This window comes from Streptosporangium sp. H13245, from assembly GCF_055690525.1.
This window is the reverse complement of sequence record NZ_JBSZKT010000018.1, coordinates 110311-127575: the sequence shown is the minus strand read 5'-3', so window position 1 is coordinate 127575 and position 17265 is coordinate 110311. Positions and strand designations below refer to the sequence as shown.

At 72.1% G+C, this 17265-nt stretch carries 17 protein-coding genes, 1 tRNA gene and 1 pseudogene; 7 read left to right on the top strand and 12 right to left on the bottom strand.

Annotated elements, in window-relative coordinates:
- Together ACW9TB_RS24185 and ACW9TB_RS24180 are read right to left on the bottom strand one after the other, a co-directional pair.
- Positions 1-388: pseudogene (locus ACW9TB_RS24185) on the bottom strand (hypothetical protein); the annotation flags it as partial.
- A complete protein-coding gene (locus ACW9TB_RS24180; RefSeq protein ID WP_472750339.1) occupies positions 385-1152 on the bottom strand; it encodes a GntR family transcriptional regulator in 768 nt (255 codons plus the stop codon). The pseudogene ACW9TB_RS24185 and the gene ACW9TB_RS24180, both read right to left, overlap by 4 nt.
- Positions 1153-1295: 143 nt before the next feature.
- Between ACW9TB_RS24180 and ACW9TB_RS24175 the strand changes: the two genes are divergently transcribed.
- Positions 1296-2435, top strand: a complete 1140-nt coding sequence (locus ACW9TB_RS24175; RefSeq protein WP_472750338.1) for a TIGR03364 family FAD-dependent oxidoreductase — start codon at positions 1296-1298, stop codon at positions 2433-2435.
- Here ACW9TB_RS24175 and fdhA read toward each other — a convergent pair.
- The 4 genes from fdhA to ACW9TB_RS24155 all read right to left on the bottom strand — a co-directional run bounded on the left by fdhA (position 2428) and on the right by ACW9TB_RS24155 (position 7337).
- On the bottom strand, positions 2428-3672 hold the full coding sequence (gene fdhA / locus ACW9TB_RS24170; RefSeq protein WP_472750337.1) for a formaldehyde dehydrogenase, glutathione-independent: 1245 nt from the start codon (positions 3670-3672) through the stop codon (positions 2428-2430). The two genes, ACW9TB_RS24175 and fdhA, sit on opposite strands and share 8 nt — an antisense overlap.
- A 309-nt stretch (positions 3673-3981) precedes the next feature.
- Positions 3982-5823: a SelB domain-containing protein gene (locus ACW9TB_RS24165; RefSeq protein WP_472750336.1), complete on the bottom strand. Its 1842-nt coding sequence runs from the start codon at positions 5821-5823 to the stop codon at positions 3982-3984.
- 66 nt (positions 5824-5889) lie between these two features.
- Complete coding sequence (selA, locus tag ACW9TB_RS24160; RefSeq protein ID WP_472750335.1) at positions 5890-7179, bottom strand: L-seryl-tRNA(Sec) selenium transferase; 1290 nt, start codon at positions 7177-7179, stop codon at positions 5890-5892.
- 65 nt (positions 7180-7244) lie between these two features.
- Positions 7245-7337: transfer RNA gene (locus ACW9TB_RS24155), tRNA-Sec, on the bottom strand.
- A gap of 43 nt (positions 7338-7380) precedes the next feature.
- Between ACW9TB_RS24155 and selD the strand changes: the two genes are divergently transcribed.
- The gene (selD, locus tag ACW9TB_RS24150) at positions 7381-8436 is read left to right on the top strand and encodes a selenide, water dikinase SelD (protein WP_472750334.1); all 1056 of its coding nucleotides are present in this window, start codon (positions 7381-7383) and stop codon (positions 8434-8436) included.
- A gap of 317 nt (positions 8437-8753) precedes the next feature.
- Here selD and ACW9TB_RS24145 read toward each other — a convergent pair whose 3' ends face one another.
- The 3 genes from ACW9TB_RS24145 to ACW9TB_RS24135 all read right to left on the bottom strand — a co-directional run bounded on the left by ACW9TB_RS24145 (position 8754) and on the right by ACW9TB_RS24135 (position 11254).
- Positions 8754-9389 (bottom strand): maleylpyruvate isomerase family mycothiol-dependent enzyme, encoded by a 636-nt coding sequence (locus ACW9TB_RS24145; protein WP_472750333.1) that lies wholly within the window; start codon positions 9387-9389, stop codon positions 8754-8756.
- 207 nt (positions 9390-9596) lie between these two features.
- Positions 9597-10934: an RNA polymerase sigma factor gene (locus ACW9TB_RS24140; protein ID WP_472750332.1), complete on the bottom strand. Its 1338-nt coding sequence runs from the start codon at positions 10932-10934 to the stop codon at positions 9597-9599.
- The gene (locus tag ACW9TB_RS24135) at positions 10931-11254 is read right to left on the bottom strand and encodes a YciI family protein (RefSeq protein WP_472750331.1); all 324 of its coding nucleotides are present in this window, start codon (positions 11252-11254) and stop codon (positions 10931-10933) included. Before ACW9TB_RS24135 ends, ACW9TB_RS24140 begins: the two co-directional genes overlap by 4 nt.
- 86 nt (positions 11255-11340) lie before the next feature.
- Between ACW9TB_RS24135 and ACW9TB_RS24130 the strand changes: the two genes are divergently transcribed.
- Genes ACW9TB_RS24130 through ACW9TB_RS24110 form a run of 5 tightly spaced genes read left to right on the top strand, consistent with a single transcriptional unit; the run spans position 11341 to position 13832 of the window.
- Positions 11341-11685, top strand: coding sequence for a hypothetical protein (locus ACW9TB_RS24130; RefSeq protein ID WP_472750330.1), 345 nt, complete (start codon positions 11341-11343; stop codon positions 11683-11685).
- Positions 11686-11688: 3 nt separating this feature from the next.
- On the top strand, positions 11689-12225 hold the full coding sequence (locus ACW9TB_RS24125) for a DUF6879 family protein (protein ID WP_472750329.1): 537 nt from the start codon (positions 11689-11691) through the stop codon (positions 12223-12225).
- Positions 12226-12234: 9 nt separating this feature from the next.
- Positions 12235-13086 carry a helix-turn-helix domain-containing protein gene (locus ACW9TB_RS24120; RefSeq protein WP_472750328.1) on the top strand — a complete coding sequence of 284 codons (852 nt, stop codon included), beginning with the start codon at positions 12235-12237 and terminating at the stop codon, positions 13084-13086.
- Positions 13087-13141: 55 nt separating this feature from the next.
- Entirely contained in the window at positions 13142-13543 is a 402-nt protein-coding gene (locus tag ACW9TB_RS24115) for a hypothetical protein (RefSeq protein ID WP_472750327.1), read from the top strand.
- Positions 13530-13832 carry a hypothetical protein gene (locus tag ACW9TB_RS24110; protein ID WP_472750326.1) on the top strand — a complete coding sequence of 101 codons (303 nt, stop codon included), beginning with the start codon at positions 13530-13532 and terminating at the stop codon, positions 13830-13832. The genes ACW9TB_RS24115 and ACW9TB_RS24110 overlap by 14 nt, the downstream gene beginning before the upstream one ends.
- Before the next feature lie 25 nt (positions 13833-13857).
- Here ACW9TB_RS24110 and nrfD read toward each other — a convergent pair whose 3' ends face one another.
- The 3 genes from nrfD to ACW9TB_RS24095 all read right to left on the bottom strand — a co-directional run bounded on the left by nrfD (position 13858) and on the right by ACW9TB_RS24095 (position 17196).
- A complete protein-coding gene (nrfD, locus tag ACW9TB_RS24105) occupies positions 13858-14997 on the bottom strand; it encodes an NrfD/PsrC family molybdoenzyme membrane anchor subunit (RefSeq protein ID WP_472750325.1) in 1140 nt (379 codons plus the stop codon).
- A 49-nt stretch (positions 14998-15046) separates the two neighbouring features.
- A complete protein-coding gene (locus ACW9TB_RS24100) occupies positions 15047-15844 on the bottom strand; it encodes a 4Fe-4S dicluster domain-containing protein (RefSeq protein WP_472750324.1) in 798 nt (265 codons plus the stop codon).
- Positions 15845-16125: 281 nt separating this feature from the next.
- Positions 16126-17196, bottom strand: coding sequence for an alpha/beta fold hydrolase (locus ACW9TB_RS24095; RefSeq protein WP_472750323.1), 1071 nt, complete (start codon positions 17194-17196; stop codon positions 16126-16128).
- Between the last annotated feature and the right edge of the window lie 69 nt (positions 17197-17265).

Here is a 17265-nt window from a genome sequence, read left to right as displayed (position 1 = left end):
CGCGGGAGTAGCCGGTCTGCAGGACGACCTTGACGCCCGCCGCGCGCAGCTCGCCGATGGCCTCGGCGGCACCGGGGATCGCCGTCGGCGGGGTGGCGGCGTAGGCGGCGCTCAGGCGTTCGGCGAAACCGGCGTAGACCTCGGCCACCACCGGTGCGGGGGCCGAGCCGTCGAGGTCGGTGAGCAGGCCCGCGATGGCCTCGTCCTTGCTCGTGCCGGTCCAGCGGCGCAGCACGTCCTCGGGGACGGGCCGTCCCAGGCGCGCTCCGACGGCCTCGGCCACCGCCCGGTAGACGGCGCCGCCCTCCTGCACGGTGGTACCGGCCATGTCGAGCGCGGCGAGCTCGAAGGCGGGCGGACGCTCGTGCCTGGGGGGTTTCGTGGTCACGGCCATGGGTTTCCTCCGGGGTCGAACATGTCGCGGACGACGGCGAGCCGCTGTGTCCGGGCGTTGGCGATGGTGAAGGTCGCGCGGTCAGGGCGGTAGCGGTCGTCGGCGTACTCCACGGGGCGGCCCTCGCCGGTCGCGGCGGTGCGGCGCTCGCGCAGCAGCGGGCCGCCCGCCTCGATCTCCAACAGGGCGGCGTCGTCGGCGGGCGCGGAGATGGCGTCGATCGTGTGGGTGGCCGTCGCGAGGTCGGCGCCCCGGGCGGTCAGACCGGCGTAGATGGATCCGGCGTCGAGGTCGAACTGGAACAGCAGCAGGCCGAGGTCGAGGACGAACGAGCTGCGTTCCAGCATGACGGGCCGGTCGTCGAGCAGCCGCAGGCGCAGCACGTCCACGACGTGGTCGCCCGGGTCCAGGCCGAGCGCGGCGGCGGCCGCCTCGGAGGCGCCACGGCGGGCGATCTCCAGGGTGCGCTGGCCGGGACGGTGGCCCAGCTGCTCGGCCCACGCGGTGAACGACAGGAAGGTCTCGAACGGCTGCCCTATCGGCGCGCGCCGGACCACCGGCGACTGGCCCTGGCGGCCCTCGATGAGGCCCTCGTTGCGCAGCGCCGCCAGCGCCTGGCGGACCGTGCCCCGGGAGGTGCTGAACTCCTCGACGAGCTGGGCCTCGGACGGCAGCGGCCCGCCGACGGACAGGGTGCCCGCGACGATCCGGCCGCGCAGGGCACCGGCGATCTTGGCGTGCATGGATTCCGGCGACATGAGCTGACCATACAAGTGCCGGTACGGCGAGTGTCAACCGGCCGGTATTTCCACAAACAGGCAGGTGAACGGCGTCTTAATTTGTCTGTACAAGTCCCTCTTCCCGGTTGACGGGCAGCGTTTCGCGGGGGAGCCTTCTCGCCGTGACCCGCCTCCCGGAGCCCGCAGTGCTCCCCGCCTCCCCGGTCGACCTCCTCGTGGTCGGCGCGGGCGTCGTCGGCCTCGCCCACGCCGTCGAGGCGGTCCTGCGCGGCCTGTCGGTCGCCGTCGTGGAACGTGACGCGTTCGCGGTGGGTGCCTCGGTGCGCAACTTCGGGCACATCTGCGCGACCGCGCAGGACGGGCTCGCGCTCACCTACGCCCTCGCCTCCCGGGAACGCTGGCTGTGGCTCGCCGGGGAGGCCGGATTCACCGCGCTGGACTGCGGGACCGTGGTGGTCGCCAGGCGGCCGGACGAGATGGCCGTCCTGGCGGAGTTCGCCGCCGCTCGCGGGTCGGAGCAGGTGGTGCTGCTGGACCGCTCGGGCGTGGCCGCGCACCTGCCCTCCCACGACCCCGAGGTCGTGGGCGGCGCCCATCTGCCCCTCGACCTGCGGGTCGACCCGAGGGCGGCGATCCCGGCCCTGGCCGCCTGGCTGTCGGCGCGGGGGGTGCCGATCCTGTGGCGGACCAACGTGCTGTCGGTCGAGCCCGGCCTGGTCCGCACCGCCCGGGGCGACGTCCGCGCCGCCAGGACCGTCGTCGCGGTCGGCCACGACGTCGACCGGCTCCTGCCGGAGGTCGCCGACGACGCCGGGCTGACCCGGTGCAATCTACGGATGCTGCAGGTCGCCGCACCCGGTGGCGTACGGGTGAGACCGGGTGTGCTGACCGGCCTCTCCCTGTTGCGCTACGCCGGGTTCTCCTCCCTCCCGGCGGCCTCGCTCGTCCGCGACCGGATCGGGCGGGAGGCGCCGGAACTCACCGACGCCGCCGTCAACCTGATGTTCACCCAGCGCCCCGACGGCGACCTCGTCCTCGGCGACACCCACCACTACGCGCCGACCCACGAACCGTTCGACGACGAGAGGCTCGACGAGCTCCTCCTGCGCGAGGGGGCCCGGCTGCTCGGCGTCCCCGGACTACGCGTGCGCAGGCGCTGGCGGGGCGTGTACGCCTCGGCCGGCATCGACTTCCTCGACCGGGAGGTGGCCGACGGCGTCCGCGTCGTCTCCGTCACCTCCGGCATCGGGATGACGACGGCCCACGGGCTCGCCGCCGCCGTCCTCGACTCCCTCACCTGATGGGAGCCGCCGTCTGGCCGGACGTGCCGAGCACCCCGTTCGGGTCGAGGACGAACTTGGACGCGGCGCCCTGGTCGAACTCCTCGTATCCCCAGGGTGCCCGTTCCAGCGGGATCGGCACGGCGTTGACCGCCTTGGCGATCTGTACCCTGTCGTGCAGGATCGCCCGCATCAGATAGCGGTTGTAGCGCATGACGGGGCACTGGCCCGTGCTGAAGGTCAGCGACCTGGCCCAGCCGAGGCCGAGCCGGATGGACAGCGACCCCCGCTTCGCCGCCTCGTCCCGGGCCCCCGGGTCGCCGGTCACGTACAGGCCGGGGATGCCGAGCGCGCCGCCCGCGCGGGTGATCTCCATGAGCGAGTTGAGCACGGTGGCGGGCTGCTCCTCGCCGGAGTCGATGCCGTGGCCGTGCGCCTCGAAGCCCACGGCGTCGACGCCGCAGTCGACCTCGGGCACGCCGAGGATCTGCTCGATCTGGTCCGCGGGCTCGCCCCGCGACACGTCGACGGTCTCGCAGCCGAAGCCGCGGGCCTGCTCCAGGCGTTCCTTGTTCAGGTCGCCGACGATGACGACGGCCGCCCCGAGGAGGAACGCCGAGACGCCCGCGGCGAGCCCGACCGGTCCCGCGCCCGCGATGTAGACGGTCGATCCGGGCCTCACCCCGGCGGTGACGCAGCCGTGGAAGCCGGTCGGGAAGATGTCGGTGAGCATGGCCAGGTCGAGGATCTTCTCCATCGCCTGGTCCCTGTCGGGGAAGGTGAGCAGGTTCCAGTCGGCGTAGGGCACCAGGACGTACTGCGCCTGCCCGCCGACCCAGCCGCCCATGTCGACGTAGCCGTACGCCGAGCCCGGCCGGTCGGGGTTGACGTTCTCGCAGATCCCGGTCTTGCCCTCCTTGCAGTTGCGGCAGCGGCCACAGGCGATGTTGAAGGGTACGGAGACGAGGTCGCCCACCTTGACGAACTCCACGTCCGGGCCGACCTCGACGACCTCGCCGGTGATCTCGTGACCGAGGACGAGACCGATGGGCGCGGTGGTGCGGCCACGGACCATGTGCTGGTCGCTGCCGCAGATGTTCGTCGCGACGGTCTTGACGATCGCGCCGTGCGGGACCTTGCGGCCCACGTTGGCCGGGTTCACCCCTGGCCCGTCCTTGAGCTCGAACTCGGGATAGCCGATGTCCTGGACCTCCACCTTGCCCGGCCCCTGGTACGAGACGGCCCTGTTGCTCGGCATGACGTCCTCCCTGTTTCCCGTTTCCCGTGGGTTTGCTCCTGGTGCCCTTCCGCGCGACGCCGGTGGAACGGCCGGTCGTCACCCGCGAGGGGACGTGAGGGGAACGGTGACGCCCGAGTCCGAACCAAAGATGATTTTTCACCTTTTTTCACCATATACCTGCTGGTCACAGCGATACCGGGGAGCCATGCCCAACCGGATCCCCCTCCACCCCACCGGGCGACCGTCGCGATACCGGAGACATCCCGTCAGGGCTCTCCATCCGGCCGAGATCCCCGACCAACCGGGATCTCCACCCGTCGAGGATCTCTACCCGGCCGGAATTCGGCAGCGGCGGTGGATCTCGTCGACCCGTTCGGTGAGCCCTCTCCGGTCGAGGTGTTCCAGGAGCGGCACCGCGACCCTGCGGCTGGTGCCGAGGGCCTGCCTGGCCTGGCTGACCGTGAACGGCTGCGGCAGCCGGGCGAGCACCCGGCCCGCCAGGGCGTCCGCGCCGGGCAGCAGCACGATCCCGTCGGCCACCCGCAGCAGCCTCCCCGCCCGTACGGCCGCCGCCAGCTCGCGGGGGCCCAGCCCCAGTTCGGCCAGCCTGCCCGCCTCCGGTGCCAGGAAGGGGCGCGCGGACAGCTCGGCGCCGAGCCGTTCGACGGCCCGGACGACCGTCGCGGGCAGCGCCGCGTGGTCGGCGGGGCCGCTCACGATCCGCCCGGCGTCGAGGGTGAGCGGAGGGCGTACGAGCGCCGCGACCAGCCGCCGCTCGGGAAGGGCGAGCTCGTGGCGGGCCGCCTCCACCGGCATGCCGGGCTCAAGCGGATGCGCCGAGGCGTGGCGCCGCACCACCTCGGGAAGGCGCTCCCCCAGCAGTGACCAGTGCGCCGGATCGGCGTGCCAGTCGCCGCACACCGGCCTTCCCGGCGTACACCCCATGGCGGTCAGATCATCCGTACGCAGCAGGAGGTGGGTCCTGAGCAGGGAGGACGCGTCCGGCGGGGCAGCCGCCAGCTCGGCCGCCCGTTCCCGCGCCGCGCCCCGGCGGCGCAGTCCGGGCGGGCGCGGGTCGAGCACGCGCGCCCGCGCGAGGACGCGTACCTCTCCCCGGTCGCGCCCGGGATCGCGCAGCAGCAGCACGTCACCCGCGTGCAGGGGGAGCCGTCCGGCCAGGCGCAGCCGGGCGATCCGCCCGCCGAGCGGCCGTACCGCGCACACCACCGAGGCGGAGCCGATGTGCGCGGTCAGCCGCCCCGGAAGATCATCGGCACCCCACCCCGCGCCTCCGGACGGCGGGGTGGCCCGTCCCGGTTCGAGTCCGGCCACCTCGGACCCGCCACCGTCTCCGGGGCCGGACGGGCTCAGGCGTACGTCGACCAGGTCGGTGTACGTCCACGCGTCCGGGGTGACCAGGGCCAGGCCGCGCCCGGGAGCACTCTGGCCGCGCAGGTTGAGCGCCACCCTGGCCACGCCGGTCACCGAGGTCACCGGCTCCTTCAGGCACTCCAGCGCCCGTACCCGCGCGGGCACGCCGTCAAGATCCAGCTCGTCCCCGGCGCTGATCGTGCCCGAGGGCAAAGTCCCGGTCACGACCGTGCCACTGCCGCGTACGGTGAACGCCCGGTCGATCCACAGCCGCACCGGCGCGCCGGGATCGGGGACGGGCAGCCCGGCGACCAGCCGGTCCAGTGCCCGCCGCAGCTCGTCGAGGCCCTGCCCGGTACGCCCGCTCACGGCCAGCGCCTCGGCCCCGCCCAGGCCGCCCGCCGCCAGGCGGGCCCGAGCCCGCTCCACGGCGGGCGCGGGGTCGGCGAGGTCGGCGCGGGTCACCACGAGCAGGCCGTGCCGCACCCCCAGGGTCTCCAGCGCCACCAGGTGCTCCTCGGACTGCGGCATCCAGCCCTCGTCGGCCGCCACCACGAACATGACGGCGGGCGCGGGGCCGACCCCGGCCAGCATGGTGGCGAGGAAGCGCTCATGGCCGGGTACGTCGACGAAGGCGAGCCGCTCTCCCGAGGGCAGCTCCGTCCAGGCGTAACCGAGCTCGATCGTCAGCCCCCGCCGCCGCTCCTCGGCCAGCCGGTCGGGCTCCATCCCGGTGAGCGCCCGCACCAGGGTGGACTTACCGTGGTCGACATGGCCCGCCGTGGCGACGACGTGCATCAGCCGCCCACCCGCGTCCCCCGTGTCCCCCGCGTCGGCCGACCGTCCCGGTGACCGTTCAACGCGTCAGCCACCCGCGTCGAGAACGGCGCGCAGCACGTCGCCGTCCCGGTCGGCGGGCACGGCGCGCAGGTCGAGCAGGAGACGGCCGCCCTCCACGCGACCGACGACCGGGGGCTCCCCGGTCCGCAGCGGCACGGCGAACCGCTCGGGCAGGCTGATCGCGGCGCTCGGCAGCGTGACGCCCGGCGCCCCGCCGCCGCCCACCGCGGCCTCGCTCGGTACGGCCCGCGCGTCGATCCCCGTCTCGGCCAGCCTGCCCGCGAGGGCGGCGGCGCGTTCGCCGAGCAGCTCGGCATCGGCGTGCAGGGCCTGGTGGACGGGGGTGGCGGGACCGCGCAGGGTGGCTTCCAGCGCGGCCAGTGTCAGCTTGTCCACCCGGAGCGCGCGGGCCAGCGGGTGTCTCCGGCACCGCTCGACCAGATCGCGGCGGCCCAGCAGCAACCCGGCCTGCGGGCCGCCGAGCAGTTTGTCGCCGCTGGCGGTGACCAGGTCGGCCCCGGCCTCCAGGGTGCTCGTCGCGTCGGGCTCATCGGGCAGCAGCGGTTCCCGCGCGAGCAGGCCGGAGCCGATGTCGGCCACCACGGGCACCCCGAGCCTGGCCAGCTCGGCGATGTCGGCCGAGCCGGTGAAGCCCTCGATCAGGAAGTTCGACGGGTGGACCTTCAGCACGAACCCCGTCTCCGGCCCCACGGCCGCCAGGTAGTCGGCGTACGCGGTGCGGTTGGTGGTGCCCACCTCGCGCAGCCTGGCACCGGTGGAGACGAGCAGGTCGGGGATGCGGAAGCCGTCGCCGATCTCCACCAGCTCGCCGCGGCTGATCACGATCTCCCGCCCGACGGCGAGCGCGGTCGCCACGAGCACCAGCGCGGCGGCGTTGTTGTTGACCACGTGCACGTCTCCCGCGGCGGGTACGGCCCGCGCGAGCGCGTCCATCGCGCCTCGTCCCCGGCGGGTACGGGTACCGGTGGCCAGGTCGAACTCCACGTCGGCATAGCCCGCCGCGGCGGCCGTGGCCTCCACCGCCGAGGCCGACAGCGGCGCGCGGCCCAGGTTGGTGTGGACCAGCACCCCGGTCATGTTGATCACCGGCCGCAGGCTCGCCGGATACGGAGGAAGCTCCGCGACGGCCGCGTCCGCGACCTCCCCGGGGTCGAGGCCGCCCTGTCGTACGCGCCGCTGCGCCCGTACCACGGCGTCCTTGACGACCGCCCGCCCGAGCCGCCCCGCCGCCGCGACCAGCCGGGGGTCGGCGAGCACGGCGTCGGTGCGCGGCACGAGCCTGCGTGGATCCACCCTCCGAACATAGGCGGAGGCGCCTCGGAATCGAATCCGCCAGGCCGATGACCTGGGCCGGAGAGCGGAGGCGGACGGGAATCGAACCCGCCAGGCCGAGGATCTCGGCCTCGACGGTTTTGAAGACCGCGGGGGCCACCAGGCGCCCATACACCTCCGAGGGAGAACATACTCGCGAGCGGGTACGTGCACCGGGACGGCATGCCGGACGGCGGCGTGTGGACCTACCTGGGGAGGCGCGATATGGCCGACACCACCGCGGTGCGGCTGACCCAGTACGCGCACGGGGGCGGCTGCGCCTGCAAGATCCCGCCGGGCGAGCTGGAGGCCGTCGTCGCGGGGCTGCTGGAGGAGGCGGACGGGCCGCGCCCGCGTTTCAACGGCGAGCTGGTCATCGGGCTGGACGACGGGGACGACGCCGCCGTGGTCCGCGTCGAGGGCGGCCGGGCGATCGTGGCCACCGCGGACTTCTTCACCCCCGTGGTGGACGACCCCCGCGACTGGGGGCGGATCGCGGCGGCCAACGCCCTGTCGGACGTGTACGCGGTGGGCGGGGAACCGCTGGTGGCGGTCAACCTGCTCGGCTGGCCCCGGGACGTGCTGCCGATGGAGCTGGCCGGGGAGGTGCTGCGCGGCGGCCTGGAGGTGGCGCGGGCGGCGGGTTGCCACGTCGCGGGCGGCCACAGCGTCGACGACCCCGAGCCGAAGTACGGGATGGCCGTCACCGGGCTCGCCGATCCCGGACGGCTGCTGCGCATCGACGGCGGCCGGGCGGGCCTGCCGATCTCCCTGACCAAGCCGCTCGGCGTCGGCGTGCTCAACACCCGGCACAAGGCGACCGGCGAGGTCTTCCCGCAGGCGGTGGCCGCGATGACCACGCTGAACCGCGACGCCTCCCGGGCCGCGCTGGCCTCGGGCGCCGGGTGCGCCACGGACGTGACCGGGTTCGGCCTGCTCGGCCACCTCTACAAGCTGGCCAGGGCGAGCGGCGTCACGGCGGTGGTCGACGTGGCGGCCGTGCCCTACCTGGCCGGGGCCCGCGAGGCCGTACGGGACGGCTACGTCAGCGGCGGCACCCGCCGCAACCTGGCGTGGGTGGCGCCGCACCTGGACCCGGGCGGCTTCGGCGAGGAGGACCTGTTGCTGCTCGCCGACGCCCAGACCTCCGGCGGCCTGCTCGTGGCGGGCGAGATCCCCGGCGCACCGGTCGTCGGCGAACTCGTCCCCCGCGAGGGCCCGGCCCTACGGCTACGCTGACCTGCCCGAACGCGGGCCGAACATGGGCAGGACGCCTCCCGGCCCACTCCCCCGCCCAGCCCAGACCGTTCCGAGTCCGGACCGAACCAGGACCAGGTCCGGCCCGGACCAGGGACGAACCAAGGCCGGACCGGACCCAGGGCAGAGCGAGGCGAGAGCCCGAGGCAGGCCCGGCCCGGACCAGGGGCGAATCAAGGCCAGACCGGGCCCGAGGCAGAGCCGGGCGAGGGCCCGAGCCAGGTCCGGGCCGGGCCGAGTCGTTTCCGGTCCGGTCCGGGCCGGGTCGCGTCGGGGAGGTTCCGGGTGACGGGTGGGTCCTACGCGACGAAGCGGTGGCTCGGCTCGCCGCGCAACCGTCCTTCCGGGAGCTTCCGGCCGCACAGGACCAGGATGAGATCCTGCGCGGCCCCGTACATCGGCGTCCCCTCCCCGATGGACCAGTCGAGGTCGTCGGCGCGCATCTCGATCCCCCGGATGTCGACCCCGAAGAACTTGAGGCTCTTCGACGCCTCGAAGCCTCCCAGGACGATGCGCAGCCGATCCTCGGGGACGCGCCGGTCGAGGCCCAGGGGCACGGTGAAGTCCAGGCCGTGGATCACCTCGTGGGTCAGCGCGCCCTCGAACCCGCCTCCCGGTGGCTTCCACGGGAAGTCCGCGTTGTCCCTGAGCAGCGCGGCGAGCTCGCCGGACGACAGGGAGGCCGCGTCGCGCCGGGCGCACCGGTCGGCCATCCTGGCGAAGTTTCCCCGCGACCTGAGCATTTCGACCACGAAGCGCGCGGTCGAGTAGTGGAACGGCATCGTCATGTGGGCCACGACCTCCCGTACCCGCCACCCGGCGCACAGGGTCGGCTCGTCCCACGTCCGCTCCGGCAGGGCGGTGAGCACGTCCGCCAGGTCGCGGCGCTCGGCGGCGATCGCCTTCTTGACCTCTTCTTCCGTGGTCCTCGTCATCGCCGCTCCCCCGATCGCGCGGCCCCGGCGCCGGAAAAACCGCCGGGGAGACCAGCAGGGAGACCGGGCGCGACGGCGGTGCCGTCACGCGAGGTCGTCGCGTCCATGGATATGTCCATCGGTGTCCTCTTTTCCAGGTTCCCGGGGATTCCGGGAAGGTGTTCGCCCTACCGACGAACGAGCCTGGCGCCAACGGACACCCCGGGACTACGAACCGGCCACCTCGGCGAGCCGACGGCCGAGGTAGCGGCGTTCGGTGTCGGTCGCCGCCAGCTCCAGCGCCTCGCGGTAGGCGGCCTCGGCCTCCTCGGCGCGGCCCAGGCGACGCAATAGGTCGGCCCGGGTCGCGGGTAGCAGGTGGTACCCGGCCAGAGCCCCCGACTCCCGCAACGCCTCCACCAGCTCCAGTCCCGCTGCCGGGCCCTCGGCCATCCCGACCGCCACGGCCCGGTTCAGCTCCACCACCGGAGACGGCGTGAACCGCGCGAGCTGCCCGTACAGCGCGGCGATCTGGGCCCAGTCGGTGCCGTCCGCGTCGGTCGCGGTGGCGTGGCAGGCGGCGATGGCGGCCTGCACCTGGTACGGGCCGGGGGTGCCGCGCCGCAGGGCGCGGCTGAGCAGCGCCTCGCCCTCGGTGATCGCGGCGGTGTCCCACAGGCTACGGTCCTGCTCCTCCAGGGTCACCAGGTCACCGGCCGCGTCGAGCCGGGTGGCGCTGCGGGCGTCGTGCAGCAGCATCAGCGCGAGCAGCCCCGCCGCCTCGGGCTCGTCGGGCATCAGCCGCGTCAGGACGCGGGTCAGCCGGATCGCCTCGGCGCTGAGGTCGGGCCGCAGCAGGTCGGCGCCCGCCGTGGCCGAGTACCCCTCGCCGAACAGCAGATACAGCACGGCCAGCACGGCGGGCACCCGCTCCGGCAGCAGGTGCGCGGGCGGCACCCGGTACGGGATCCCGGCGTGCCGGATCTTCCGCTTGGCCCGGAGCAGGCGCTTGGACATCGTCTGCTCACCGACCAGGAACGCCCTGGCGATCTCCGCCGTGGTCAGCCCGGCCAGGGTACGCAGGGTGAGCGCGACCCGGGCCTCCGGGGCCAGCGCCGGGTGGCAGCAGGTGAACATCAGCCGCAGCCGGTCGTCCGGCACGCCACCGTCGTTCTCCGGTTCGGGCTCGTACGACATGGCGGCCACTTCTCGCAGTTTGGCGGCGCCGACCGCCTCGCGGCGCAGCCTGTCGACGGCGCGGTTGCGCGCGACCGTGGTGAGCCACGCGCCCGGCCTGCGCGGCACCCCGTCCTCGGCCCAGCGCCGCAGGGCCAGCGCGAAGGCGTCCTGCGCGCACTCCTCGGCGAGGTCCCAGTCGGCGGTGACCCGGATCAGGGTCGCCACGACCTGCCCCCACTCGTCCCGGAACGCCTGGGCGACCGCCGCCTCGACCTCCGTGGTCACACCGGCCGGGCCGGTCGTACCGGCCGGGTCGGTGTCGGCCTGGCCAGTGCCGGACGGGTCGATGCCAGCCGGGCCAGTGTCGGCCGGATCCTCCCCGGTCACGACGGCAGGAGCGGCCGGATCTCGATCGAGCCGTAGCCCGAGGCCGGGTGCTTCGAGGCGATCTCGATGGCCTCGTCGAGATCGGCGCACTCGATCATGCAGAACCCGCCCATCTGCTCCCTGGTCTCGGCGAACGGGCCGTCGGTGAGCAGGACCGCGTCATCGCGCACCCGCACGGTCGTGGCATCGGCCGGTGGCCGCAGCCCGGCACCGCCCCGCAGCACCCCGCGACGCTCCATCTCCTCACTCCACCCACCGCAACCGTCCTGGGCGTGAGCCTCCGCGGTCTCGTCACCACAGATCAGCAGCATGTATTTCATAACCCCTCATGCTAGACAGGTCGCAATCTCGTCGAACCACCACCAAAACCACCGCTCAGTAGGCGGTGACCTGCTGATTTTCGCAATTGGCGGCTGTTGTCCGGCTTGTCGTCAGCCCCGGCTTCGACGTTGCGTCGATTCCTGTGAATGTTCGGAAAGGGGTTGACGCTGCGGGACTCGCGACCGAGGATCGCAGAAACCGAGAAAACCTCGGCAACGCTACCGAAAGGCCGATCATGAAGCTACGCTTCCTGGGTACGACCTCGGACAACGGTGGTTGCCCCACCGTCTACGCGACCGACCGTGACACCTATGTGGTGCAAGGCACGATCGTCTCTGACGCTGACGCGCTGGGCGGGCTCCGGGACCTGGCATCGGACGAAACCGTAGTGGAGATTCCCAAGGAACTGATCAAGTACTTCACGGAGTGAACAATGGCAAGCCTTGTGGTTGGACAGGACTTTCAAGACCTGTTCGACTCGTTCACGCATACCGCCTACCGCCAGGAGTCGCGAGACCGCTACAACTCACCCGACGAGAAGGATGCCATAAAAAGATTCATGGACGGCGACCCTGATCTGGAGTACATCCGATCTCGTCCATGGCTCGAATCCATCAGGGCGAAGACCTCGGAGGGCAGGAGATTCCAGAGGGTGCGGATCGTGACCGTCCCCCTGAAGGATTACTCACGTTATGCGCTCTGGAGCGTCCAGGGAAACCTGGCCGCCGGAGAGGAGATCCGATACATGGCCCGCGAGCAGGCGATCGACCTTGGCCTGCCGCAACTCGACGCGTGGCTGTTCGATTCGAGCCGCATAGCATTACTTCATTTCGATGACGATGACCGCCTTCTCGGAGCGGAAATCATCACGGATTCCTCAAGGATAGAGGAACACGAGGTCTGGCGCGAAATCGCCTGGCAAAACTCGCTGACCCGCCAGGAGTTCATCGAATCCCTGAACCAGGTGTGAGCGGCGATCTTGGCAGGCAATGCGAACCAGGCCCGCGAGGCCCTCGGGGCACGGCTCCGCGACCTACGGAAAGACGCAGGACTGACCGGTCGCGAGCTGGCGTCTCTTGCGGGATGGCAGTCCAGCAAGGTGTCGAAGATAGAGTACGGAAAGCAGGCACCAAGCGAGGCGGATATTCACGCGTGGTGCCTGCATACCGGTTTTGAACGTCACGTTCCAGACCTGATAGCCGCCGTAAGGAATATTGAGACCCAGTATGTTGAGTGGCGACGCCAACTCCGATCCGGAACCAAGCGCCGCCAAGAGGGCTCGATCGCCTGGGAGGAGGAGACATACCTGTTCCGGGTTTTCCAGCCCATCATGATCCCCGGCCTGCTCCAGACGGCCGAATATGCTCGGTTGATTTTTTCTAAAGTGATAGATTTCTACGATATTCCAGATGACCTGGAGAGCGGAGTCCAGGCACGCATGGAGCGCCAGAAGGTCCTCTATCGAGGAGACCGGCGCTTTCATATGATCATCGGCCATGCGGCCATGCAGACCCACGGCGCGGAGCGCGAAATAATGATCGGCCAGCTTGAGCGCCTGCTGACCCTTATGACCCTGCCGAGGCTTCGGATCGGCATCGTTCCCGCCCATGCGGTGTTTGAGGTTACACCACTGCACGGGTATTGGATCTTCGACGAACGAATGGTGTTGGTCGAGACCCAGTCAGCCGAGCTGAAGATAACACAGCCCCGCGAGATAGAGCTGTACATAAAGGCGTTCGAGGCGTTTTCCAGATCTGCCGTCTACGGCCGCGAGGCAAACTCCTTGATCACCCAGGAAGTCTCACGGCTGGCCAGCAAGCCCTCAGAGTGAGCAAACTCAAGAAAACTTCTTGGCCCCCTGGCGTTCGCTACTTACCGTTATCACTATGACACTCGGACAGACGACCGCGCGGTTCACCGGGGAACACTCAGCCGAGCCGGTGACGGGTGCGACGGCGGAGAGGCACGACAGGGCCCTGACTCTCGTGCAGCGGCTGCTGACGGCGAAGCGAGTTCGCTCCCGTACCGTTCACACGATCACCCTGAAGCTGTCCCAGGACGGCAGGCCGCTGTCCCTGGCGGAGCGCGGGCACCACGCGCCGGTGCTGGTCGCGTACGACGACGGGCAGGTGATCGCGACGGTGACCATTGGGCCACGCTCCGGCTGCTACCTGGTCTGCCTGCCCGCGACGGGTGTCGCGGCCCAGACGGTGAACGCCGACCAGCCGCACGCGGTGGTGGACCTGGTTCTCGCGGCGACGCGGGGAGACGACCGTGGCCGTAGGTGACTGGCAGATCTTCGGCGACATGGCCACCCGCGAGGCCAACGGCCGGGACATCAGGATCACGACCGGCACCTTCTCCACCATCCACGCGGCCATCGAGGACTGGGAGGCCAGGGAGCGAGCACGTCAGGCCCGCGACCTGAGAGAGCTCAGCAGGCTCGTGGACGGCGCGATAGCCCGGCTACAAGGGCACCACGGCACCGGTCAGGACGGCCCGACGCCGAACGGTCGAAGCGAGCCGACGCCGAACGGGAAGGGCCGGTCGACACCGAACGGGAGGGACCTGCGGTGATCACCGGCCGCCCCGTCGTCCCGCGCTAAACCGCCCGCTCCTTCGTACGGGACTCGGCGGCGGCCTCCAGGCGCTCCCGCTGGGGCACCACCGTGTACTTCGGGTCGGCGGCCGAGGCCTTGCCCGCGGCCAGGACGCCGAAGCGGGTGCAGAGGGCACCGGCGGTGAGGGCGAGGCCGGACAGCACGCCGAGGGCGCCGGGGGCACGGCCGCGCCCGGCGACCGTGGCGAGCAGGGCGCCGCCCACCGTGAGGGCGCGGGCCGTCCGCATCAGGCGGCCCGACCTGCCCAGCCGGTACGGCTCGCCGACCAGGCCGAGCCGGTGTTCCATCACCGCGCCCGCGACCGTCTCGACGGCGGCGCCCAGCACGGCGACGGCGCGGGCCGGGCCCGCCTCGCGGCGCGGGGTGGCCAGCATGCCCACGGCGCCCGCCCCGGCCAGCGCACTCCCGGCGAACAGGAACGGCAGCTCGCGGTGGGCCTCGTGCCAGGCGGGCACGGCGGTGTCGGCGACGAGCACGGCGGTGTAGGTCGACATCAGCGGCCCGGTCACCACGGCCGCCAGGGCAGCCGCGTCCCCGATGACGGGCAGGGTACGGGCGACCCTCACCGGGAGGGCGATCCGCAGAACGGGCCGGGCGGGGTTCCGCAGAACGGACGAAGCGGGAATCCGCAGGCCAGACCAGGCGGGAATCCGCAAACCAGGCCGGGCGGAGGGCCGTACGCCGGACGGAGCGGTGACGAGCGCGGAGACGGTCGCGACGGTCGTCAGGCCGCTGTGGACGGCCAGGAGCCAGGAGCCGACGCTCATCGGCGAGGTGGGCTTGAACACGCGCAGCATGTTGAGGAACCGCTCCGGCCTGCCGAGTTCGGCGACCAGGAACCCGGCACCGGCCACGGCACCGGCGGTCGCGGTGACCCTGGCGGTGAGCGCGAGCCGGTCACGTCCGGTGAGCGTCGCCACGGCGGAGATCACCGACGCGGCACCGGACGTCCCGCCCAGGTAGAGGTAGAGCGGCATATGGGGTTCGTGCCAGATCGGGGCTTTGATAATTGGTTGCCCGTAGTAGGAGCGGAACTCGGCCTCGGGCACCATCGTCTCCTCGCCGCGCCTCACCGCGACCACCCCCGCCCCTGTCCACAGCCGTCCACGCGCCTCCCGCACGAACACGCCACCACTGCGGAAACACCTCGAAAGACCCCGTACCGGCGCGTCACCGCCTCCCCCCTCCGCCCAGGGAGGACAGCGCCACCACCCCGACCATGGAGAGCGCGGCCCCGGCCGCCCAGCGCCACATGGCGGGCAGGTCCCTCGTGGTGACCACCGGGTCGGGCGGCAGGCCGTACACCTCGGGCTCGTCGAGCAGTAGGAAGAAGGCCCCGTCCCCGCCCACGCCGTCGCCGGGGTCGGCCCCGTACAGGCGGGCCTCCGGCCTGCCCTCGCCGTGCAGCGTCGCCACCCGTTCCCGGGCGCGGTCCCGCAGTTCGTCCAGCGGCCCGAACTGGATCGAGTCGGTGGGGCAGGCCTTGGCGCAGGCCGGTTCTAGCCCGCCGCGCTGGCGGTCGTAGCACATGGTGCACTTGAACGCCCGGCCGTCGCGCTCCCGGCGGTCGATCACGCCGTACGGGCAGGCGGGCACGCAGTAGCCGCAGCCGTTGCAGACGTCGGCCTGTACCACCACCGTGCCGAACTCGGTGCGGAACAGCGCCCCGGTCGGGCAGACGTCCAGGCAGGCGGCGTGCGTGCAGTGCTTGCACACGTCCGAGGACATCAGCCATCCCTCGACGCCCTCCCGGCCGTTCCCGCCGCCGCCGGGCTGCTCGATGAAGGCCACGTGGCGCCAGGTGTCGGCCCCCAGGCTCCCCGTGTTGTCGTACGAGGTGGCCCGGAAGACGAACCCGTCGTCGGGGACGTCGTTCCACTCCTTGCAGGCGACCTCGCAGGCTTTGCACCCGATGCAGATGCTCGTGTCGGTGAAGAAGCCGTACCTGCGTGGTGCCGCGTCCGTCACGGGAAGCCCTCGAATGATGAGTGTCCGGGTTTTGCCGCCCTGACCTGGAAGAACGCTGAGGCGTCTCTGAGCGGCTTGCCCGAGCCCGAGCGGGGCAAACCTCTCGGCGGCCATCGTGGCGGGCCCGGCCGCGCATCCCCCCGACACCGCGAACGACCCCGAGCCGGTACTGGACCACCTGCTCGGGGCCTTGATCCCCCACCCGCGTCAACCGGGAGAGAACCCGTGTCTCGCTGATCGACCCGGTCGGTCCGGGCGCCTTGGTCGGCCTGGTTCGCCGTTTACGGCTGCCGGTGGTCGCGGATCTTGTGCCACATGTCGGTGACGGCCTTCACGATCAGCTCGGGCTCGTCGACCTGGATGTTGTGCGCGGCCCGCTCGGCGACGATCAGCGTGCTGTCGTCGGACAGACCGGCCAGGTCGGCCTGGATGCGCGCCCAGACGCGGTTGTAGCGCTCGGCCACGTCCGGCGGCCGGTTGGCGAAGTACTCGTAGTAGTAGGTGCCGGGGGCCGGGTGCGGGGCCTTGGAGATGACCGTCAGCGGCATGTCGCCGAAGTGCGTGCGTTCGGCCTCCAGTGCCGTGACGGCTCCGGTCCGGCCCAGGTCCTCCTGGACCTCCGCGCGGCGCTGCCCGCTGGTTAGTTCCAGCGCCAGGGCCAGCTCGACCGGTTCGGCCGGGACGCGCTGCCGGATCCGGCGCAGCAGGCTGGGTTCCCGGCCGTTCCGGATCGCCAGGCGCAGCCGGGCGCGGACCAGGCCGCACGGCGTCAGGGCGTAGCCGAAGGCTTGCTTCCAGTACCGCAGGGGCCCGTACTCCCCCTGGCCGAACTCCTCGGCCATCCAGGTCATGCGCTCGGAAGGCGCGTCGACCAGCACCATCCCCGCGACCCGGTCGCGGTGGCGGGCGGCGTAGAAACGGGCGATCTCCCCGCCCATCGAGTGGCCGACGATCAGGTAGGGGCCGGGCTCTCCGGAGGCCTCCAGGACCTCGTGCAGCTCGTCGGCGAGCGCCGAGGCGTCGCGCCATTCCCACCAGGGGGCGGCCTCGCTCCAGCCGAGTCCCGCCCGGTCGTACTGCCACACCCTCCGGCCGGGCGCCAGCCCCTGCCGGACGTCGGCCCAGCCCAGGCCGTTGTCGGTCATGCCGGGCAGGATGACGACGGTCGGGCCGCCCTCGCCCTCGGCCCGTACGTGCAGGCGGCGGCCCCGGACGGTGACGAGGCGGCCGGGGGGAGGGAAGCGCCGGATGTCGGCACGCTCGGCCGCCTTCTGGTAGAGAGCGCTGACGGCGCCCGCCGCGACGGCGGCGGTGGCGGCCGCGACGGCGAGGGTGGTCCAGCGAGGAGTCATGTCGTCCCTTCTCGTTCGCGTCGTACACGTAGACGATTCCCCGGTGCGGGCCCACCCGATACTCCTCGT

What these genes read in the sequence shown, in the direction of transcription:
- fdhA (WP_472750337.1), bottom strand. Translation starts at nt 3,672, where the DNA reads ATGCCGAGCAACAGGGCCGTCTCGTACCAGGGGCCGGGCAAGGTGGAG.
- ACW9TB_RS24145 (WP_472750333.1), bottom strand. Translation starts at nt 9,389, where the DNA reads ATGACGAGGACCACGGAAGAAGAGGTCAAGAAGGCGATCGCCGCCGAG.
- selD (WP_472750334.1), top strand. Translation starts at nt 7,381, where the DNA reads ATGCCGGACGGCGGCGTGTGGACCTACCTGGGGAGGCGCGATATGGCC.
- ACW9TB_RS24165 (WP_472750336.1), bottom strand. Translation starts at nt 5,823, where the DNA reads ATGCACGTCGTCGCCACGGCGGGCCATGTCGACCACGGTAAGTCCACC.
- ACW9TB_RS24180 (WP_472750339.1), bottom strand. Translation starts at nt 1,152, where the DNA reads ATGTCGCCGGAATCCATGCACGCCAAGATCGCCGGTGCCCTGCGCGGC.
- ACW9TB_RS24125 (WP_472750329.1), top strand. Translation starts at nt 11,689, where the DNA reads ATGGCAAGCCTTGTGGTTGGACAGGACTTTCAAGACCTGTTCGACTCG.
- ACW9TB_RS24135 (WP_472750331.1), bottom strand. Translation starts at nt 11,254, where the DNA reads ATGAAATACATGCTGCTGATCTGTGGTGACGAGACCGCGGAGGCTCAC.
- ACW9TB_RS24115 (WP_472750327.1), top strand. Translation starts at nt 13,142, where the DNA reads ATGACACTCGGACAGACGACCGCGCGGTTCACCGGGGAACACTCAGCC.
- ACW9TB_RS24095 (WP_472750323.1), bottom strand. Translation starts at nt 17,196, where the DNA reads ATGACTCCTCGCTGGACCACCCTCGCCGTCGCGGCCGCCACCGCCGCC.